Annotated in this window: 23 protein-coding genes; 8 read left to right on the forward strand and 15 right to left on the reverse strand. The window is 59.4% G+C overall.

What is annotated here, in order from left to right; all coding sequences use genetic code 11:
- Positions 1–37: 37 nt before the first annotated feature.
- The 7 genes from V6N02_RS00670 to V6N02_RS00700 all read right to left on the reverse strand — a co-directional run bounded on the left by V6N02_RS00670 (position 38) and on the right by V6N02_RS00700 (position 6428).
- Entirely contained in the window at positions 38–943 is a 906-nt protein-coding gene (locus V6N02_RS00670; RefSeq protein WP_371223272.1) for a DMT family transporter, read from the reverse strand.
- A gap of 87 nt (positions 944–1030) precedes the next feature.
- Positions 1031–1822, reverse strand: coding sequence for a 3-oxoadipate enol-lactonase (pcaD, locus tag V6N02_RS00675; RefSeq protein ID WP_371223274.1), 792 nt, complete (start codon positions 1820–1822; stop codon positions 1031–1033).
- 21 nt (positions 1823–1843) lie between these two features.
- Positions 1844–2167: a 5-aminolevulinate synthase gene (locus V6N02_RS00680; protein ID WP_371223276.1), complete on the reverse strand. Its 324-nt coding sequence runs from the start codon at positions 2165–2167 to the stop codon at positions 1844–1846.
- A 130-nt stretch (positions 2168–2297) separates the two neighbouring features.
- Positions 2298–3518 carry an endonuclease/exonuclease/phosphatase family protein gene (locus tag V6N02_RS00685; RefSeq protein ID WP_371223278.1) on the reverse strand — a complete coding sequence of 407 codons (1221 nt, stop codon included), beginning with the start codon at positions 3516–3518 and terminating at the stop codon, positions 2298–2300.
- 419 nt (positions 3519–3937) lie between these two features.
- Positions 3938–4915 carry a threonine ammonia-lyase gene (locus V6N02_RS00690; RefSeq protein ID WP_371223280.1) on the reverse strand — a complete coding sequence of 326 codons (978 nt, stop codon included), beginning with the start codon at positions 4913–4915 and terminating at the stop codon, positions 3938–3940.
- Positions 4912–5745, reverse strand: coding sequence for an alpha/beta fold hydrolase (locus tag V6N02_RS00695; protein WP_371223282.1), 834 nt, complete (start codon positions 5743–5745; stop codon positions 4912–4914). The genes V6N02_RS00690 and V6N02_RS00695 overlap by 4 nt, the downstream gene beginning before the upstream one ends.
- Positions 5745–6428 carry a haloacid dehalogenase type II gene (locus V6N02_RS00700; protein ID WP_371223284.1) on the reverse strand — a complete coding sequence of 228 codons (684 nt, stop codon included), beginning with the start codon at positions 6426–6428 and terminating at the stop codon, positions 5745–5747. Before V6N02_RS00700 ends, V6N02_RS00695 begins: the two co-directional genes overlap by 1 nt.
- A gap of 198 nt (positions 6429–6626) precedes the next feature.
- On the opposite strand from V6N02_RS00700, the gene V6N02_RS00705 reads away from it, so the two are divergent.
- Entirely contained in the window at positions 6627–7055 is a 429-nt protein-coding gene (locus tag V6N02_RS00705; RefSeq protein ID WP_371223286.1) for an FKBP-type peptidyl-prolyl cis-trans isomerase, read from the forward strand.
- Positions 7056–7061: 6 nt separating this feature from the next.
- Here V6N02_RS00705 and V6N02_RS00710 read toward each other — a convergent pair whose 3' ends face one another.
- From V6N02_RS00710 to irrA, 3 genes are read right to left on the reverse strand one after another with little or no spacing between them, the layout of a single operon-like run.
- The gene (locus tag V6N02_RS00710; RefSeq protein ID WP_371223288.1) at positions 7062–8048 is read right to left on the reverse strand and encodes an NADPH:quinone reductase; all 987 of its coding nucleotides are present in this window, start codon (positions 8046–8048) and stop codon (positions 7062–7064) included.
- A gap of 21 nt (positions 8049–8069) precedes the next feature.
- On the reverse strand, positions 8070–8855 hold the full coding sequence (locus V6N02_RS00715; RefSeq protein WP_371224553.1) for a phosphodiesterase: 786 nt from the start codon (positions 8853–8855) through the stop codon (positions 8070–8072).
- 25 nt (positions 8856–8880) lie between these two features.
- Positions 8881–9297 (reverse strand): iron response transcriptional regulator IrrA, encoded by a 417-nt coding sequence (irrA, locus tag V6N02_RS00720; RefSeq protein WP_371223290.1) that lies wholly within the window; start codon positions 9295–9297, stop codon positions 8881–8883.
- 183 nt (positions 9298–9480) lie between these two features.
- On the opposite strand from irrA, the gene fabA reads away from it, so the two are divergent.
- Together fabA and V6N02_RS00730 are read left to right on the forward strand one after the other, a co-directional pair.
- Positions 9481–9990 carry a bifunctional 3-hydroxydecanoyl-ACP dehydratase/trans-2-decenoyl-ACP isomerase gene (fabA, locus tag V6N02_RS00725; RefSeq protein ID WP_371223292.1) on the forward strand — a complete coding sequence of 170 codons (510 nt, stop codon included), beginning with the start codon at positions 9481–9483 and terminating at the stop codon, positions 9988–9990.
- A gap of 213 nt (positions 9991–10203) precedes the next feature.
- Entirely contained in the window at positions 10204–11430 is a 1227-nt protein-coding gene (locus tag V6N02_RS00730) for an NAD(P)/FAD-dependent oxidoreductase (RefSeq protein WP_371223294.1), read from the forward strand.
- Between the two features lie 276 nt (positions 11431–11706).
- Here the strand turns inward: V6N02_RS00730 and V6N02_RS00735 are convergent, their stop codons facing one another.
- Genes V6N02_RS00735 through V6N02_RS00745 form a run of 3 tightly spaced genes read right to left on the reverse strand, consistent with a single transcriptional unit; the run spans position 11707 to position 13625 of the window.
- Positions 11707–12459: an SDR family NAD(P)-dependent oxidoreductase gene (locus V6N02_RS00735; protein WP_371223296.1), complete on the reverse strand. Its 753-nt coding sequence runs from the start codon at positions 12457–12459 to the stop codon at positions 11707–11709.
- A gap of 26 nt (positions 12460–12485) precedes the next feature.
- A complete protein-coding gene (locus tag V6N02_RS00740) occupies positions 12486–12782 on the reverse strand; it encodes a hypothetical protein (protein WP_371223298.1) in 297 nt (98 codons plus the stop codon).
- Between the two features lie 15 nt (positions 12783–12797).
- Complete coding sequence (locus V6N02_RS00745) at positions 12798–13625, reverse strand: hypothetical protein (protein ID WP_371223300.1); 828 nt, start codon at positions 13623–13625, stop codon at positions 12798–12800.
- A 135-nt stretch (positions 13626–13760) separates the two neighbouring features.
- Here V6N02_RS00745 and V6N02_RS00750 point away from each other — a divergent pair, with 135 nt between their 5' ends.
- The 4 genes from V6N02_RS00750 to V6N02_RS00765 all read left to right on the forward strand — a co-directional run bounded on the left by V6N02_RS00750 (position 13761) and on the right by V6N02_RS00765 (position 16450).
- A complete protein-coding gene (locus V6N02_RS00750; protein ID WP_371223302.1) occupies positions 13761–14990 on the forward strand; it encodes a beta-ketoacyl synthase N-terminal-like domain-containing protein in 1230 nt (409 codons plus the stop codon).
- A 6-nt stretch (positions 14991–14996) separates the two neighbouring features.
- A complete protein-coding gene (locus tag V6N02_RS00755; protein WP_371223304.1) occupies positions 14997–15788 on the forward strand; it encodes an enoyl-ACP reductase FabI in 792 nt (263 codons plus the stop codon).
- Positions 15789–15862: 74 nt separating this feature from the next.
- Positions 15863–16135: a hypothetical protein gene (locus tag V6N02_RS00760; protein WP_371223306.1), complete on the forward strand. Its 273-nt coding sequence runs from the start codon at positions 15863–15865 to the stop codon at positions 16133–16135.
- Positions 16136–16201: 66 nt separating this feature from the next.
- The gene (locus V6N02_RS00765; protein ID WP_371223308.1) at positions 16202–16450 is read left to right on the forward strand and encodes a DnaJ-like cysteine-rich domain-containing protein; all 249 of its coding nucleotides are present in this window, start codon (positions 16202–16204) and stop codon (positions 16448–16450) included.
- Between the two features lie 100 nt (positions 16451–16550).
- Here V6N02_RS00765 and V6N02_RS00770 read toward each other — a convergent pair whose 3' ends face one another.
- Both V6N02_RS00770 and V6N02_RS00775 read right to left on the reverse strand, forming a co-directional pair.
- A complete protein-coding gene (locus V6N02_RS00770) occupies positions 16551–17450 on the reverse strand; it encodes a hypothetical protein (RefSeq protein WP_371223310.1) in 900 nt (299 codons plus the stop codon).
- Between the two features lie 173 nt (positions 17451–17623).
- On the reverse strand, positions 17624–18493 hold the full coding sequence (locus tag V6N02_RS00775) for a glycosyltransferase family 2 protein (protein WP_371223312.1): 870 nt from the start codon (positions 18491–18493) through the stop codon (positions 17624–17626).
- A gap of 109 nt (positions 18494–18602) precedes the next feature.
- Here V6N02_RS00775 and miaB point away from each other — a divergent pair, with 109 nt between their 5' ends.
- Positions 18603–19928 carry a tRNA (N6-isopentenyl adenosine(37)-C2)-methylthiotransferase MiaB gene (miaB, locus tag V6N02_RS00780; protein ID WP_371223314.1) on the forward strand — a complete coding sequence of 442 codons (1326 nt, stop codon included), beginning with the start codon at positions 18603–18605 and terminating at the stop codon, positions 19926–19928.
- Positions 19929–19981 lie beyond the last annotated feature (53 nt).

Consider the following 19981-nt stretch of genomic DNA (forward strand, 5'->3'; position numbering starts at 1 on the left):
ACCGCACCCTATCCGGGCGTGACCCGGTTGCAAGGGGTCACAAGGGGACAGTTGGGGGGCGACGTTGCGTTCGCCGCAGCTCGGTCAGCGCGCGCAGCCCGACCGCGCCGATCACGATGGCCCCACCGATCAGTGTCGCTGCGCGCGGCACCTCGTTCAACACCAGCCACACCCAGAGCGGGCCAAGGGCAAATTCCAGCAGCATGAAGATCGTCAATTCCGCCGCCGCGATATGCCGCGCGGCAATAATGAACATCAGGTTGGCCCCGCCCGACAGCACACCGCCCAGCAGGAAACAGAGGAAAATATCGTGCAGCGGGATCACCAGATCATGCCATGTCACGATCAGCGACACGGCCAGAACCAGACAGCCCGCCACCAGAAGGACGGGCTGCATTTCCACCCCGCGATGGCGGCGCACGATGATCGCGTAGCCGGAAAAGCAAAGCGCCGTGACCAGCCCCATCAGATTGCCGTAAAGCGAACCCGCCCCGATGCCGCCCGCCACCATCACCGCGATTCCCACCGAGGCGCAGATCATCGTGATCAGGGTGTTTCGCGTCAGCGGCTCTTTCAGGATCACCCGCGCCAGCGCGGCGGTGAAAAAGGGGATGCCGCTGAGCATGAAAAGCGTGTTGGCCACGCTGGTATTGGTGATCGATTGCAGAAAGCTGAACGTGGCCCCGGCCATCAGAACCCCGGCCAGAAGGCCCGGCCGCCCGATGGCACGCACCGTGGCGGGGGTCGCGCGGCCAAACCGGACCCCCATGATCAGCCCCACCACGAGGATCAACGCGGCCGACCGATAGGCCATGATTTGCCAGACATCCGCCTCTTCCATCAGCCGGATGAACAGCCCGCCAAAGCTGATCAGGATCGAACTGGTCACCATCAGCGCCATGGCATAGCCACGCCGGATATCGGGAAGGGCTGTGTCGGACATCCTTTTACCCTAGGGGGTGGCTGTGACTGGCTGCTGCCTGCTTTGCGACGGCACGGGTCGTTTTCGCGTGCCTGTGGCGAGTTCGTGTCAGAGATGGCCAATCTCGTGCAGAAAACGGCTCACCGCCCGGGCAAAAGCCTCTGGCTGATCGACGCAAGGCAGATGGCCCGCGCGGCGCAGTAGTTCAAACTGCGATCCGGGAATCAGATCAACGGTTTCACGCACCAGATCAGGCGGGATCGCGCGATCCTCGGACCCGGCCAGCCCCAGGCAGGGCAGGCGTAACCCGCTGGTGGGCGTGTAAAAATCCGTCCCCGCGATGGCAGCGCATCCCCCGGCATAGCCGCGGGGGTTTTGGCTCAGCAACATGTCACGCCATGGATCGGCGGCCTCCGAGGTCAGAAAGGCTTTGGAAAACCAGCGCGCCAGAACCGGCTCGACCACGGCCTCCATCCCGCCGCTCAGCGCGGCGTCGGCGCGCTCGTGCCATGCCTTGGGCGGCCCGCTTTTCGAGGTGGTGTTGGACAGGATCAGCGCGCGGATCATATCCATCCGCTTCACCGCCAGCCCTTGGGCTACCATCCCGCCCATGGCCAACCCCAGAAACACACAGTCGCGCACGGCAAGGTGATCCAACAGGGCTTCGGCATCGCGCACCAGCGCGCCCATTTTGTAAGGCGGCGCCAGCGTGTCCGAGCCCCCATGCCCGCGCATATCATAGCGCACAATTCGCAAGCCCTCGGGCATCAGCGGCACCACCGGATCCCAGATCCGCAGGTCCATGCCCAACCCATGGGCCAGCACCAGCACGGGTCCATCGGCTGGTCCGCTGTCACGATAGCTTAGGGCAAGGCCGCTCTCTGCAGTAAAGCGCGTCATCGCCCAGCCATAGCAGCGGTGTCACTCCATCACCACCGCAATCCCGGCAAAGATCAGCAGCGCGCCAAAGCTTTCGCGCAGGGAAAGTCCTTCGCCGATGGCAAATGCATAGCCCAGAACGATCAACGTCTCGGCGGCGATGATGACGAGGTACAGCACCCCCAGCTCGACGCCGCGCATCAATATGATTTCAGACTGCATCGCGGCGAAAAAGCCCAGCAGGATCAGCCCTCCGGCCAGCATGGTCCAGTGGCCCGAAGCCAGTTTCATTCCAATCGTGGCCAGCCCGTATCCCATGGCGGCCATAAGCGCCAAAATCATCAGGCGCGTGTCTAATAAGTCCATTACGGTCTTGGGCGGTACAGGGCACAAAATCTTACCTTCTAAAATGCCGCCACTCTCACAAAAGGTCAGTCAAAAGGTCTTTGGTCTTTCAATGGCAGTGAAGGTAACAGATTTTCGTGCGCCGCCTAAGTCAGGATTTCCTGCCCCCGCCAGATAGGCGGATATGGGCCATGATCTGCCCGTGATCCGAGGCCAGCTTGTTATAGGGCGCCTCGGCATGGGACCCATCGGTCAGATGGTCATTGAACACGCTGAAATAGCTCATCTCGCCGATGCGGCCTTCGTGATCAGGGTGGAAATGGCGGGACATGAAGATCTGGTCGATGCTTTCAAACACGCCGCCAAAGGCCGAGGTGTAAACCATGTCGCGCAAGCTTTTCCGCACGAACAGTTTTTCCGCCGAATGCAGGCGCATGCGGGCGATGTCTTCCTTGATCTGCAGGTTTTCTTCGGCGGAATAGCGATCCGAGTATTCCTTGGCATCATGCCGCAGCATCCATTGGTAATTCTTGAATGGCGTCTCCCCGGCGATGATTTCCGAACTCACCGCATGTTCGCCATCATTGAAATCCCCCATCGCCATGACCGGGTTGCCCGCCTGTAATTCCTTGACGATTTCACGCCGCAATACCCAGGCCTCGGCCATCCGCCGCACTGCTGAACGCAGCGATCCCAAAGCGCGCCCGACAGGGTCATACCGCGTCAGGTCTTCTTCGGGGGCATATTCGGCCCCGTCCGGTTTGAAATGCTCACCCAGCTTGGATTTCAGGTGGCAATTGAAAACGGTGATCACCTGATCGCCGACCGGGATACGCACCTTCAGGATCGGGCGCGACAGACGGCGCAGGACGTATTGACCCGCATCCTTGTCGCCATGCATCCCACGCAGGGGCTGAAACGGTATGGTTACAGGCGTCGCGAGGTTCTGGATGATCTCGGGGGCGCCGGCAAAGCCCAGACGCGACAACACGGCCACCCCGGGGCGCCGTTTGCCAGGTATCCCCTCATCCGCCGCGTTGGGCGCAAAGGCGAGGGCTGCATCGGTATAGGGTTCGACCGAGAGTTTGCGGAAAATCACCTTGCGATGATAGCGCTTGGATTTATCGGGGATCGTGGCCGCGTTCAGCGTATTGGCCCGCGCATCGGCCTCGGCAATGACGGCCTGAAGGGCGTCTTCTTCGAAAATCTCCTGAAACCCCACCACATCGGCATTCATGCTGAGCAATTGATCGGCCAGCCAGTCTTCTTTCCAGGCGTATTCCTCGGGCGTGTAGGTCTGGAATTCGTAGTATTCCTTATCCGGCCCGATCAGGTTTTTGACGTTGAAACTGGCAATCGTGAACTCGGTCATGGGTGTGGTCCTGTAAGATATCTGGGGGCTGACTCGCAGCAATCGGAGCTTTGGAAAAGCCTAGACCGGATGGGAAGACTTTGCCAACGCCACACCGAATGTACGTGACAACTGATCGACGGTGATGCGGGACAAAGCATTCCTTCGCCGCGTACCAGCTATCGCAGGACAGCGTCAGCCCCTGGGGTGGCGACCCACCATTTGCTTCGGGGCGCTTTATGGTTGCAAAACACATCCACAGAACGAGCGCAGCGCCTTGGCCAGACAAATCGCCAGCCCAAGGGAGGGGCTGACGATGGCCGGGCCGCTGCGCGGCTGTTAATCGGCTGGGCGCGTAGCAGCGAGGGCCTCTTAGGACTCCAAAGCGGACGTTCGGAGGCCGAACAATCCGTCACCACCGGAGTGCTGGGGCGTCGCGCTCACGCCCCGAACCGTTCCAACGCTTTCCGGAACATCTCCGGATCCACATTCCCACCCGATATAGTACAGATCACCGCATCGCCTTCGATCTGATCCGCCCGGAACAGCGCGGCGGCCAGCGCCACGGCTCCTCCCGGTTCGGACACCACTTTCAGCCGCTGAAAGGCCATCGCCATCGCCTGCAGCGCCTCGTCCTCGCTGACAACCAATCCCGGACCACACAGCCGTTGCATGATTGGAAAGGTGATCTGTCCCGGGGCAGGGGTCAGGATGGCGTCACAGATATTGCCCGACTGCGCGTTATTCGTCTCGATATGGCCCGAGGCGAGCGACCGGGTGGCATCGTCAAACCCTTCCGGCTCACATGGCCGCACGCGCAGGCCCGGGGCGTCAGCCTCCAACGCAAGGGCGATCCCGCTGGTCAGCCCGCCACCGCCGCAACAGACCAGAACCTCGCCGCTCTCCACGCCTACTTCGGCGGCCTGCGCGGCAATTTCCAAGCCGGTCGTGCCTTGCCCGGCAATCACCTGCGGTTCGTCATAAGGCTTGATCAGGGTCAGGCCACGTTCGGCCTGCAGGGCCTCGCCCAACGCCTCGCGGCTTTCGCCATTGGCCCGGTCATACAGCACCACCTCGGCGCCTAGGGCACGTGTGTTGTCGATCTTCATCTGCGGCGCATCGGCGGGCATGATGATCACCGCCGAGGTGCCGAATTCCCGCGCCGCCAAGGCCACGCCTTGTGCGTGATTGCCCGAGGAAAACGCCAGCACTCCCTTCGCTCGTACATCACTGTCCAATGCCGACACCGCAGAACGCCCACCGCGATACTTGAAACTGCCGGTATGTTGCAGGCATTCTGGTTTCACCAACACGCGCCGCCCGGCGATCTCATCCAGAAAGGGCGAAGACAGCAGCGGCGTGCGCCGAGCATGCCCCTTCAGCCGGGTGGCCGCGGCGCGGATCATCTCGATATTCATGTCACTTGCTCCAGAACGGCACGGATCGCACCAAGGGCTTCGGGTTCATCCAGAAAGGGCACATGGCCGCGATTTGGCACGGCCGCCACGGTCATCGCCGGATTGCGGGCCTGCATCTTCTCCAGCGTTTCGGCAGAGAACAAATCCGAGTTCTCGCCCCGGATCACCGCCAGCGGCAGCCCCTCAAGCCCGTCAAACAATTGCCAAAGGTCCGGGGCCTCGCCCACACCCGCCTGTCCGATCAACGCATCGCGCAGCCGGGCGTCATAGCGCAGGCCCACACCGCCACCGGGTTTGTTGGTCCACATGAACTCCGCCTGCTCGCGCCAGCGCGACAGGGGCACATCGGGAAACCCCTCGGCATGACCGGCCTGCAACGCCACGGCGGCAGCATCCAGATCGTCAAACGGCGGCTCTTTACCGACGTAATCCATGATCCGCTCGATCCCCGCGGCCGTCACCTCGGGGCCGATATCGTTCAGCACTACACCGTTCAGCCGCTCGTGATCGGTCACCGACAACAGCATGGCGATCAACCCGCCCCGCGAGGTGCCGATCAGGGTGACCTTGTCCAAGCCCAGATGATCCAGCAACTCAATCGCATCCTGCCCTTCGCGGATGATATTGTAGCTCATGTAATCGTCCGGATAGTCCGATTGCCCCCGCCCGCGATAATCCATGCGGATCACACGATGATTGGGCAGATGCGGCACCAGATAAGTGAAATCGGTCACATTCCGGGTCAGGCCCGCCAGGCACAATACGGCAGGGCCGCTGCCCTGATCCTCGTAATGCAGCGTGACGCCATCAGAGGTTTCAAACTTGGGCATCAGGCGGCCAGCTCCGGGATGCCGGTCAGGTCGGACAGCACCGTGCCGGGTTTGGCAGGCAGGCGGTCCATCGGCTCGCCCGCGCGATTGACCCAGGCCGTGGTAAACCCATAGCCCGCCGCAGCGGCGGCATCCCAGCCGTTGGAGGACACAAACAACACCTCGTCGCGCACACAGCCAAACCGCCCGCAGACCAGATCATAGACCACATCCGCAGGCTTGAAGATGCCCACGCTTTCCACCGATAGAACGTCGTCCAGCACATCGCCAATCCCCGCCGATGTCACCGCCCCCTCCAGCATCGGGGGCGAGCCATTGGACAGGATCGCGGTGTTCATCCCCTTGGCCTTGAGGGCCGCCAGCATGGCGGGAACCTCGGGATAGGCTTCCAATTCCCAATACAGCTGTAACAAGCGCTCGCGCAGCTCGGGATCATCGCCCAGCCCTTCGGCCTCCAGCGCCCAGTCCAGCCCATCCTGCGTGACATCCCAGAAGTCGCAGTGCTGATCCATCACCGCGCGCAGCCAGGTGTATTGCAATTGCTTGGCGCGCCAATGGGCGGCGATCTGTGGCCAGGCCTTGGCGAAGGCCTCGCGCTCCGGTTCAGCGGCGGCAATCCGGGCGGCGGCGGCAACGTCGAACAACGTGCCATAAGCATCGAAAATACAGGTAGTGATTGGCATGAAACCCTCCGAAATCCGGCACAGAGTGGCACGGCGCGCGCAAGGGGGGAAGGGGGGAATTGTACGGGTGACAAAGGGCCGATCCGGCAACCGGTTTGCAATCCCGCACCCACCTCTTTACCGTTGCAGCCCCCACACAAGCACCCGCGCCACATGGCCCGGCCTTGCCATTCACATACTCTCAGGATCGGACCTTTCATGACACAGGTTAACGCGGGCGACACCGTGCGCATTCATTACACCGGCACGTTGAAAAATGGCGAGGTGTTTGACAGCTCGGATGGCCGCGATCCTTTGGAATTCACCGTTGGGTCTGGTCAGATCATTCCCGGCCTCGATGTGGCGCTTCCGGGCATGGCCGTGGGTGACAAGAAAACCGTCGAGGTGCCCGTGGATCAGGCCTATGGTCCGATTGATCCGGGCAATCGCCAGCCCGTGCCGCGCGGTGAAATTCCGGCGGACATCCCGCTGGATATCGGCACACAGCTGCAATTGCAGTCGCCCGAAGGACAGGTGATGCCCGTCACCGTGGTCGAGGTGACCGAGGAGCAGGTCACACTGGACGCCAATCATCCGTTGGCCGGCCAGGACCTGACCTTTGATATCGAACTGATCTCGATCGGCTGATCGCGCCTAGGCAATATCCAACAGAACCGCCCCGGTGCGCCCCGGGGCCATCACCGCATCATGCGCCTTGGCGCAGTCGGCAAGATCGAACTGCGCGTGGATTGCCGGGGTCAGCCCGCCGCTTTGCAGCGCCCCGTGCAGCAGGGCAATGGCGGTGTCACGCTTGGCCGTCTCCAGCAGATAAATCAGAGTGATGTCGATGGTGATCGCCTTGAACAGATAGGGGCCGAAGGGCAGGGTGGGCGTCATCTCCTTGCCCGAGCCATAGGCGGCCACCGTGCCGCCCGGGCGCAGCACCTCGGCCAGCATGGCGGCATTTGCGCCAAACTCCACCTCGACCGCGCGGTCAACCCCGCCGACCGAGGCCTCCAGAATATCCGCCGCCAGATCGGGGCTGGTGTAATCCAGCACATGATCGGCCCCGGCGGCACGCACGCGCTCGGACGCCCCCGCCGAACAGGTGGCAATCACCGTGGCCCCGCCCCATTTGGCCAGTTGCACCGCGTTATGGCCCACCGCGCCTGCGCCGCCGGAAATCAGCAGGGTCTTGCCCGCAACATCCCCGCCGCCAAACACCGTATGGGCCGCCGTCAATCCCGGAATGCCCAGCGTCGCGCCGTGATCCAAGGACACATCATCGGGCAAAGGCACCGCCTGTTCGGCAGGCAGGGCGATATACTCGGCTGCGGTACCAAAAGCGCGCTGCCACTGGCCATTCCAGACCCAGACACGTTCGCCCACGCGGGCCGCGTCAACGCCAGCGCCCACCGCCTCGATCACACCAGCCCCGTCCGAGTGCGGAATGATGCGCGGGAAGGCAGGTTTCGTCACGCCCGGGCGCGCCCCTGCACGGGCCTTGGCATCCGACGGGTTCACGCCCGAGCGCGCAAGGCGCACCAGAACCTCGCCCGCCTCAGCCGTCGGAGTGGGCAAATCACCCAGCTCCAGAACCTCGCTGGCCGGGCCGAATGTGTCATAGCTGATTGCGCGCATAGTTTGTTCCTTTCGGCTGGCTCAAATCCGCCCCGATGCAACCCCAAGGGCGGCGTCACAGAACGGCAAGGTCTGAATACCAATATGATCCGCACGGCAGGTTACAACACCCAGTTCCGGGGCCTCAAGCACCGGTTTGAACGTGCTCCAGTCCCAGGCCGGAACCGGCGGCGGCGCCTGATAAAGCGCCGCGCGCAGCCCGGTATAAGCCAGCCCACCCGCAACGCCAGACACAGGGCGATGCACATGGCCAAAACACAGCTGCTTCACCGCCGGGCACTCCGCCAAGAGGCTGAGAAGCGCGTCGCCATTGTGCAAACGATCCGGGTCCAGCATCGGCAGGCCCAGATCGACAGGCGGGTGGTGCTGAAACAGGATGGTCGGGGTGTCATCCCCAGCCTGCAACTGCGCCCTCAGCCAATCCAGCCGGGCCTCGCACAACCACCCGTGATCCTTGTCCTCGACCAGCGTATCAAGGCCAATCACCCGCAGCCCCGGCAGGTCAATCGCCCATTGCGCAAAATCCGGCATCGCGGTGCCACTTTGCGGGACATGCTTCAGGAACAAAGCGCGCCGGTCATGATTGCCGGGCACCCCAACCCAGGGCATGGCCAGCCGGTTCAGACGTTTGATCACGGATGTGTAAGAGGCGTCCGAGGCGGTCTCGACCAGATCACCACTGATCACGCACAGATCGGCGCCCGGATAATACCCATTCACATAGTCAATCGCCGCCTCGACCCGGGCAACGGGATCATGGCCCAAAACCGGGCTTTCGTCATAATGAAGGTCGCTCAGCCAGATGATCCGTGCCGCGTCCCCACGGCGGGGCTCATTTCCGGCGCAGGCGGATCACCACGTCAACGCTGGCGATTTCTGCACCCTCAGGCGCATCGGGCACGCGGGAAATTTCCAACTGGTCGGCAGGCGCATCGGTCAGCTTATGTTCGTCTTCCCAGTAGAAATGGGGATGGTCATGGGTGTTGGTATCAAAATAGCTTTTTGAGCCATCCACCGTGACTTCCTGCAAAATCCCGGCCTCGCAAAAGGCGCGCAGCGTGTTGTAGACCGTGGCCAGCGACACGCTTTCGCCCATGTCCTTGGCCGAGGAGAACAGGCTTTCGGCGGTGACGTGGCGGTCTTGCCCGTCCCCCACCAGCAATGTCGCCAGCGCGACGCGTTGGCGCGTCGGGCGCAATCCGGCATCGGTCAGCCAGTCGGTTCCACGTGATGTAGCTTGCGGCGTCATGATCGTCTTTCCCGTTTTCCTCCTGACAATATAGGGCGTGAGAGGGCAGATTGACAATTCTTTTTGCACGTCATGTTGCGATGCAGCAATGCCACTGTGCTCAGGGGCGGGCTTGCAAGCGGCAATACGCGGATGCTAGAGGTCGCTCGGACAGGACCGACTGGCAAATAAGGAGCCATCCGCATGGCCGACTATCCAAGCAGCTTTGATCGCGACGATCTGCTGAAATGCGCCCGTGGCGAGCTTTTTGGTCCCGGCAATGCGCAATTGCCCGAACCTCCCATGCTGATGATGGATCGTATCACGGATATTTCCGGCGATGGCGGGGCGCATGGCAAGGGCCATGTGCTGGCCGAGTTCGACATCACCCCCGACCTTTGGTTCTTTGAATGCCATTTCCCGGGCAACCCGATCATGCCCGGCTGTCTGGGCCTTGATGGGCTGTGGCAACTGACCGGCTTCAACCTTGGCTGGCGCGGCTGGCAGGGGCGCGGCTATGCGCTGGGCGTGGGCGAGGTGAAGCTAAAAGGCATGGTGCGCCCGGATCGCAAAATGCTGACCTACAAGATTGATTTCACCAAGGCGATCCAGACCCGCCGCCTGACCATGGGCGTCGCCGACGGCATCGTCGAAGCGGACGGCGAAGTGATCTATGAAGTCAAAGACATGAAAGTCGCGCTGAGCGAGAGTTGAGCGAAACGTCCGCCTTGCAGGACAGTTCGGCCGCATGCCGTTGGCTGCTGAATGTTCGTGGTCGATAGCAAATCAGAAGTTCATCATAAGCCTTGGATTTCCGGTAAGTGCCAGGAGCGGGCTGCCGACGGTTTCTCATACTGACAGATTACGTTCCTGCGTATAGTGTCGCGAAGACGGAATCGCCGATCATTTCTCCCGTGTGGGGTCTTCTTGGAAACATTTGATCACGTAGTTGTCGGAGGTGGCGTCGTCGGTGCCTCAATCGCCTATCACCTGGCATGCAAGGGCGCTGGAAAAACCTTACTGTTGGAACGTAACGACTTGGCTAGCGCAGCGTCGAGCCGGGCAGCCGGATTGGTTCTGCAATCGTCTACCAAATGGTCCAAAACGCCTTTGGCGAAACTGACTGTTGATACCATACCCGTACTCGAAGAAGAGCTGGGAGAGAAAGCGGGGTATCACAAGGTTGGTAGCCTTCGTATCGCGGCGTCTGAAGATCGCGTGGCAGAACTGGACGCCATGACGCGCGATGCATCGAAATGGGATATTCCCGTTGAATGGCCGAGTGCAACAGAGGTCGGTATGATGGTTCCGTGGCTGGATACCAGCACTGTTCTCAAAACGGCTTTCCTGCCCACTGACGGGTATATCGATCCTTATCTCTTGGCCATGTTCTATATCAGGGCTGCGCGCGCGCGTGGCGCCGTGGTGCGCCCACGCACACATGTGCGGGATGTTGTGATGCGCAACAGCAAGGTTGTGGGTGTCGTAACCGATACCGGCCAAATTGCGTGTGGCACCGTTGTTGATGCCTGTGGCGCCTGGGCAGCGGTGTTCTCGCAACAAGTCGGTTTTCCGTTACCCATGGCACCGGTGCGGAGTCATTATTGGTTTACAGAGCCTTCAGAGACATATGGAGGAGAACATCCGGTAACGATCCTTCCCGATGTTGCCGCTTATACGCGCCCCGAAGTCGGCGGATTGATTCTTGGTGTACAGGAACCGCTTTCCGCCACTTTCGACGCCCGTGAATTACCCGATGACCCCGCCGTCTTTTCGCCGACAAGAGGAGAGGAACACTGGGATATTCTTGCGGATGCTTACGAAGGTCTGGGAGCCTTCTTTCCGGCAATTGAGAACGCTCAATTCTCCAGTTACATGTGCGGGTTGTCATCCTACACTCCGGATGGAGAAATCATTCTGGGGCCTGTTCCCGGCGTGTCTGGCTTTTATGCTGCGGCTGGGGCCTGTGGTTCCGGAATCACCCTGTCAGCCGGGATGGGTGATGCAATTGCCGATCTGGTGTTGGGGCGGCAGCCTGCTTTTGATGTTAGCCCTTTCCGGCCTGATCGATTTGGATATGTTGACCCATTTGGTGAACCTTTCCGAGAACGGTGTGCCGCTGCCAGGGCTTCAAAGTCACGCAAAGACGTCTGACGTAAATCTGTTTCGAGTGCCCATTCGATGAGGCGTAAATCTGGAGCAGAAATCTTATCACCATCATATATGGAATGGAGGGTCATGACCGCTATGGATCAAAAAGGGGAAGTCACCATGTTTATGCGCTGGTCAAATCGCGACGCCTTCGTTTTTGTATAAAAGGGCTCTTTTTCCTCTTTCGCCGCGCGATGCGTGAACGGTTGCTTAGGGACGCCATTCCTCGGCGCAGGGTTCTACCCCGTGCGGCATCAGACCTCTCATCCCCGGTGCCTGTCACTTCAAAAGCAAACCTCCATCGACGATCAGGTCAATGCCTGTGATGTAGGACGCGCCCTCTGACAGCAAAAAGACGGCTGCTGACGCGAGTTCGTTTGGCGTGCCGATGCGACCTAGCGGCACGCATTGCGCCACATCATCAATTTTTTCAGCTGTATCCCATCGATCTTGCAACGGCGTCAACGTGAGGCCGGGATATATCGCATTCGAGCGAATACTGTCTGCGGCGAGTTGCATCGCAAGTGATTTTGACAATGCACCAACGCCCGCCTTGGCGGTTGAATATGCATCTTGGGGTTTAGGGTCACCGCGCAGACATTGTGTGGTCGAAAAATGAACCATCGCCCCCCCACCAGCCTTGCGCATATGCGGAACTGTGGCGCGGGCCATGTGCACCATCGATTTAAGATTGATGTCGAACACCCGATCCCAGACATCCATATCCATGTCCAGCAGTGAGGCATCCCGGTCAAACCAAAGAACACCGGCCACGTTTGCAAGATAATCGATACGCCCGAACCGTTTAACACCGGCTGCAATCGTGGTGTCCACGAAAACGTGGTCCGTCACGTCGCCCTGAACGTAAAGGCGCTGATCAGCAGTGCCGCCCAGGTCGTCAGGTTCGGGCTTCAGGTCGATCATGATGACTGATCCGCCAGCATTAAGGATCATGTTGGCGATCTGTTGACCCATCCCGCCGCCAGCACCGGTAACAACGGCCACACGGCCTGAAAAATCAAATGTAATCATGTGTTTCCGAGACCCTTAAAAACAAATTATCCATAAAACCAGTCCGCCGCCCTACCATCGTGATCCGGCCGAATGATTAGGAACCACAGATCACAGGTGCCAAAACTTGTGAAGCCATTTTCACGAAGCGAAGCGACACGATGTCCCGCATTGATGGTGAACGCGGAACGCCCATAGCGGCCATTTAACTGCATCCCTTCCGCCGGGATGTCGCCAAAAAAAACACCCACGACCGTTCCATGTTCCAAGACAGGAAGACGCCGATCTTTGCGGGCAAAGTAGCCTGGCCGACGTCCTTGTGTGTCTGCCACATCCTTGTTCATGTGGAAGTCTGTCGTTCAATTGGCCTTCGTGATTTCGACGCTTTCGAAAACAAATTTGCCGATGCCAAATGCCGCAAGGCCAATGCCAGCCTGGCCTTTAGACTGAAGGGTGCTGGCCATTCTTTTCATATAGGGAACCTGAATGATCTCTGTCCCGTTGGCGAAAAACACGACATGCGCGCCGCGCACCTCAAAGGTCAATTGGTTAGGCGCTCCAACAGCAATAGCCGCGTGTTTTGCGCTATGCATAGATCTGAGCTTTCGACCGTCCTTTTTTAAGATATGGAAGCTGCCTTGCCCATCTACGGAAAACACCAGGTAGGTTCCTGCTTTCCCACTGCCAACAAGAATTCCCACGCCTCCATTTCCAATATTGTTCGCTTCGACAATGGCGGAAATCACCAGGTTCTCGGTAGAAGTGATAACTTCAGATTCTGGAAATCTGACCCAGGCAATATCGTTGTACTGAAGGCTCTGAGGGTCTTTTCGGTTCTCCATCAGGAGTTTGCCGTCAGCCACGTAGATTTGCCAGGACGCACTGTTGCTTCGCAGATCAATCTGCCCACCCAGCATGAGAGACGGGTCTTCCCCATCAAACGATTCTTTGATGACATTTTGGCTGCTGGCCGTTGCCGTCTGTTCCTGCGACGACACCTCGGCAGCAGCACCGCTTAAAAATATCACCGCAACTAAAAATACTTTTACGATTTCTCTCATGATAGCCTCGTGCAAACTCTTGTTTTGACCAACCGTTCCCAAGCCGGTGAAGTGCATCAAATAGCCATTCCAAATAAGGCGGTTTAGAGGATTTTTCAGGACCAATGAAGGGCTCACAGCGGGCATTTCACATTGGCCCTGCGGCTCCGCCCTGGTTCCAGGCTGGGGTGTAGCGTTAAACAATCACTGCATCCGCTAACTGCTTGCCCCCCCGTACCGGCCTGCCGTAAACAGATATCAAGCTAATGGAGGATTGCGCGCATGCGCCGAGTCGTCGTCACAGGTCTGGGGATCGTCTCAAGCATTGGCAACAATGCCGAGGAAGTACTGGCCGCGCTTAAGGCAGGCCGCTCCGGCATCACAGCCAATGAAGACATGAAAGAGCATGGCTTTCGCAGTCAGATCGCCGGGGGCATCGACCTTGATGTGTCCGAGCATGTCGACAAACGCACCCTGCGCTTCATGGGCCCCGGTTCGGCCTATGCGCATATTGCCATGGGGCAGGCGATTGCCGATGCGGGACTGGAAGAGGCCGACGTGATCGACCCGATGACCGGGCTGATTGCAGGGTCCGGCGGGCCTTCCACCAGCGCGATGCTGGCCGCCCATCAGGTGGTGCTGAAAACCGGGGCGACCAAACGGATCGGCCCCTTTGCGGTGCCCAAATGCATGTCCTCGACAGTCAGTGCCAACCTTGCCACGGCCTATCAGATCAAGGGCATGAATTTCTCGATCACCTCGGCCTGTTCCACCTCGCTGCATTGCATCGGCATGGCGGCAGGGCAGGTGGCGCTGGGCAATCAGGATGTGATGTTTGCCGGGGGCGGCGAAGAGCTGGACTGGACCCTCTCCTGCCTGTTCGACGCCATGGGCGCGATGAGCAGCAAGTATAACGACACGCCAGACCGCGCCAGCCGCGCCTTTGATGCGGATCGCGACGGGTTCGTGATTTCGGGCGGTGGGGCGATTGTCGTGCTGGAAAGCCTTGATCGTGCGCTGGCCCGCGGCGCGAAAATCTATGCCGAAGTGACCGGCTTTGCCGCCACCTCGGACGGGGCCGATATGGTCGCCCCCTCCGGTGAAGGCGGCGAACGGGCGATGCGCGGGGCTCTGCGTACGCTGCCCGAGGGCCGCAAGGTCAGCTATATCAACGCCCATGGCACCTCGACCCCGGTGGGCGATGTGGGCGAGGTCGAAGCGGTGCGCCGCATCTTCGGCCAGGGCAACACCCCGCCGATCAGCTCGACCAAGTCCATGACCGGCCATTCGCAAGGCGCCACCGGCGCACAGGAGGCGATCTATTGCCTTCTGGCCCTGCAGGACGATTTCATCATCCCCTCGATCAATGTCGAAACGCTGGATCCGGCGCTGGACGCGGCCGAGATTGCCACGACCCGCGTGGACAATGCAGGCCTTGATACGGTGATGACCAATTCTTTTGGCTTTGGCGGCACGAATGGTTCGATGCTGCTGAGCAAGTATACTGGATAAACGCATATGAGTATGTCACTGCACGGCAAACGCGGCCTGATCATGGGTGTGGCCAATGAACGCTCGATCGCCTGGGGCATCGCCAAAGCCATGTCCGAAGCTGGTGCCGAACTGGCCTTTACCTATCAGGGCGAAGCCTTTGGCAAACGGTTGGAACCCCTGGCCGAGTCTGTCGGGTCGGATTTCATGGTGGATGTGGATGTCACCGACGACGCGTCGCTGGACGCGGCCTTCGATGCCCTTGCCAATCGCTGGCCGACCATCGATTTCGTGGTCCACGCCATTGCCTATTCCGACAAGTCCGAACTGTCGGGACGGTTCCTGAACACCAGCCGCGCCAATTTCAAACATTCGATGGATATCTCGGCTTATTCCTTTATCGAGGTGGCGCGCCGGGCTTACCCGTTGATGAAAGCCGATGGCGGCACCTTGCTGACGCTGACCTATCAAGGCTCAAACCGGGTTGTACCCAATTACAATGTCATGGGTGTGGCCAAGGCCGCGCTTGAGGCAGCCACCCGCTATCTGGCCAATGATCTGGGCCCCGATGGCATCCGGGTCAACGCGATCTCGCCGGGTCCGATGAAGACGCTGGCAGGCGCGGCCATCGGCGGCGCGCGCCGCACCTTCCGCCATACCGAGGAAAACACGCCGTTGCGCGCCAATGCGACGCTTGAGGCGGTGGGGGGAACGGCCGTATACCTCACCTCCGAGGCCGGGGCCTGTACCACGGGTGAAATCATCCGCGTGGATGGTGGGTATCACGTGCTGGGAATGCCCCAGGCCGAAAGCCTTTAAGCTGCTGTTAACTGGTCCGGCAATCGCCGGGATTTCGCCATAATGCTGCCCATGGCCTGTGCGATGTCATTCTTATGACACATCGCGCCGCACAGTTTATCGCCCCTGAAGAGCGACAGAAAAAACGCCGCACCAAGCTGCGCGGCTGGACCCGGTTGCTGACCTATGTTCTGGCCGGGCTTTGCCTCACGGCAATCTGGCAGGAAAAACGCCTCGCCCCGCCGGTGCATGATGGCATGCAGCGCGTTGTGGGGATCGCAATGCATTATATTGACCAGAACGAAGCCCTGAGCGACGTGCTGGCTGATCTGCAAGAGGGCTATGAAAAGCTGGCGAATGATGGGTAAACCCATCGCCTTGATTCTACCGCGCTGGCGACCTGCCAACGCCTTGATTGGCGTGTAAGGAGATGTATGGACAATTCTTGGGATCATCGCAGCACCGGCCCGCATTACACGCGCAAGACAAAGGTTGAACCGATCAAGCGGCGCTGCCATCTGTGCATGGGCACCGGTATGGCACCCTGTCAGGTCTGCCTTGGCAAGGGTGAGGTCGTCAACGGCCGCGATGTCAATGGCCGCGCGCGGTTCGTCCCCTGTGTCGGCTGTATCGGCAAGAAGACCCTGCGCTGCCGCCACTGCAACGGAATTGGAATGCTCTAGGTCGCGGGCATACAAGTGCTGTCGTTCTTTTCTGAAGCGCCTTGACAGCCTATTCTACAGCGTTTGTCTATCCGCTCCGAACCAAAAGCAGGCATGTTTTTCAGCTTATCGAAGAAATAGCACTTGCGGTTAAGCCGCAACAACCGACGATAAACGGTTGGTCCCAGGTGTGCGGTGACTTGGCCTCGGCGAAGGTCGCAACCACAGGAAAGAGTACCAAAGCCAGAAAGAACTCTGAATCTGAAGTGAAGCCATAAGTCGTATTGTGAACCCACAAGACTCCAAACACCGCGCTGAAAAAGACGCATGCGCTGCCTTCTAAACTACGCGTGTAGAGCTTTTTTGTCCCAATCGCTCTTGTTGAGTACTTATGCCGCCCGAACCTCAGACCTACTGGTTCGGCAAGTGCATCACCTACGCCGGAGATAAACAAAGCCAGCATCACGTAATGCAGCTGAAAAGAGCCGCTATACTGCCAGACTATCAACACCAACCACATCGCGACGACCGAAGAAATTAACCAGGGAATGGTCAATGGCCTGTCTTCGGGCCTATCAATAGACGCAAAGGCGATTTCAATTGGCTTTATTCGACACCGGATCGGCGCGCTCATTGCCGCAATACACATCAAATAGACGAGGCATGTAACTGTTAAGGCCAACATCGCCTGCCCGGTAGAAAGAAAATGGCTTTGCGTAAAGGGCCACCAGTACCCGTAAAGAAAAGGAGCCAGGTATAAGACGCCTGCTAAAATCTTCCGCGTGTAACCCACTTGCCAGCCACCATATCGTACCAAAAGGCCCAACAGGAATGCCGATAGAAAAAACAACGCGGTATTAAACACTTGTGCTTTGAGTAACACGTCCTCGAAATTCTGAATGCGATCCGTGAGGCAAGCCGTTCCACAACTATACCAATAAAAGCTTGCACCGAAGGCTTGCGCCGTTCCGGGATAAGTGGCCGCCAGAACTACAAGTCCAAGAATGGAGAAATTTCTCATCTACGCCACTTTCGAAATTGCCCCGTTGGCTCAAAATCTAAACAGTTTTTGTGAGTAGTATCTTTCAGTTTCTTCCAATTGGGCCAACCTATTTTTATACTGATTTTCCTGCGTCGACCGGGGGCGACGTCGCTCGGTATATTCAACATCCAAGGCGGCACGTCCCGATCAGCTTAAAACCACTGCCCCGGCTCGATCAGCCCCAAATCCATCAACTGGCGCGAATGCCATTCGAACCGGGTGGAATTGTGCCACTTGAAGGTGTGGATATCGAAGGTCGACCCGGGGTTGCGCTTCAACGCCTTGGCGGTGCGGAACGACACGATGGCCGAGGTCAGGTTGTTGTGCCACGGACAGGCATAAGTGTTGTATTCTTCGTCCGAAAAGGTGTGATCATCGCGCAGTTCCAGCTCGGGCGCGGCGCGGAACAGCGGGATGCGGTCAATCTTGCGCCGCTTGGCCGGGATGCTTTCCTCATAGCGCCAGCGCAGGCCGCCATAGAAATTCAGCTGACGTTCTTTCGGGTGGTTGTGATTGTCGGGATCGTTGCGCGCCAACGCGTAATAGCCCGAGCGGTCCAGATGCGCATCCTCCAGCGACACGGCGCTGGGATGGGCGTCCAGATCACCGGCGTACAGATCAATCACATAGGCGAGCATCGCATCGCGCCGTTCCTCGTGATGAAAGGCCAGCATTTCGCCGATGGTGCGCACTTCGCAGAACGGGAAAAACAGGTACTCGGCGTTATAGCAGTAATAAAACCATTGCCCGGGCGCGGCCTTGATCATCGCGTTGACCCCGTCAACCAAGGTATCCCCGCGGGCCATGTCGTACGTTACCCGGTGCACCGCATCGGCCACATCGCTGGCCAGATCAAACGCCTCGGGCATCAATACGATCACCGATTTGAACTTGGCGTCCAGATGGTGCCGGACGGTCGAATCGATCTCGACCTCATCCTCGACAAAGATCAACGCGATCGGCCCCTTGGCCAGCGCATCGCGACCGCGGCTCATGAAATCGCTCAAGCTGCTGTACTGCATCGCATTCCTCGTTTCTTTTTCGCAGATTCACCGATCCGGCGCGCCATTGCAAGATGCCCCGGTTCTGATGTAGTCAGGCGGCCTCAACCAATGGCGAATGGCACGGATCATGGCAGACCCCAAGAAGCTATACATCAAGACATATGGATGTCAGATGAACGTCTATGACAGCGAACGCATGGCCGAGGCGCTGGGCGGGGCAGGGTACGTGGAAACCGCGACGCCCGATGATGCCGACATGATCCTGCTGAACACCTGTCACATCCGCGAAAAGGCTGCCGAAAAAGTCTATTCCGAGCTGGGCCGCTTTCGCGTGCTGAAGGACGAAAAGCCAGACCTGAAAATCGGCGTGGCGGGCTGCGTGGCCCAGGCCGAGGGCGAGGAAATCATGCGCCGTCAGCCCCTGGTCGATCTGGTGGTCGGCCCGCAAAGCTATCATCGCCTGCCCGAGATGGAGGCCAAAACGCAAGAAGGCGTCAAAGCCCTCGACACGGATTTCCCGGCCGAGGACAAGTTTGACACCCTGCGCCACCGCCCCAAGGCGAAACGCGGGCCCACCGCCTTCCTGACCGTGCAGGAAGGGTGTGACAAATTCTGTGCCTTCTGCGTGGTGCCCTATACCCGCGGGGCCGAGGTTTCCCGCCCGGCGGACCGTATCATCGAAGAGGCCCGCGATCTGGTGGAACGCGGGGTGCGTGAAATCACCTTGCTGGGGCAGAACGTGAATGCCTATCACGGCGCGGGGCAGGGCGGTGACTGGTCGCTGGCACAGTTGATCTGGGCGTTGAACGATGTCGACGGGCTTGAGCGTATCCGCTTTACCACGTCACATCCCAACGACATGAGCGACGACCTGATCGAGGCGCATGGCACTTGTGACAAGCTGATGCCCTATCTGCATCTTCCGGTGCAATCGGGCAGCGATAAAATCCTCAAGCGGATGAACCGCAGCCACACTGCCGAAAGCTATCTGCTCCTGATCGACCGTATCCGCGCCGCGCGCCCCGATCTCCTGCTGTCGGGTGATTTTATCGTCGGCTTCCCGGAAGAGACTGAGGAAGATTTTCAGGCCACGCTCGACCTGATCGAAGAGGTCAAATACGGCTATGCCTATTCGTTCAAGTATTCCACCCGCCCCGGCACCCCCGCGGCCGAGCGCGATCAGGTGGACGAGGATGTGAAATCCGACCGCCTGCAGCGCCTGCAAGCGCTGATCACCCGTCAGCAGCGCGAGGTGCAGGAGTCGATGGTGGGGCGCACGGTGAAGGTGCTGTTTGAAAAACCCGGGCGGCTGGACGGGCAGATGGTGGGCAAATCCGAGTATCTGCATGCCGTCTACGTGGCTGATTCCAGCCTGGAGGTCGGTCAGATCGCGTCGGTCGAAATTCTCGAAAGCGGCACCAATTCGCTTTCTGGCCGGGTGCTGGGTTTTTAGGCGACCTCAGCTTCGCACGATAAAACCCGGTTCCGGCTCGGAAAACGTGTCGT

This window comes from Roseovarius conchicola, from assembly GCF_041403425.1.
Classification (GTDB): Bacteria; Pseudomonadota; Alphaproteobacteria; order Rhodobacterales; family Rhodobacteraceae; genus Roseovarius; species Roseovarius conchicola.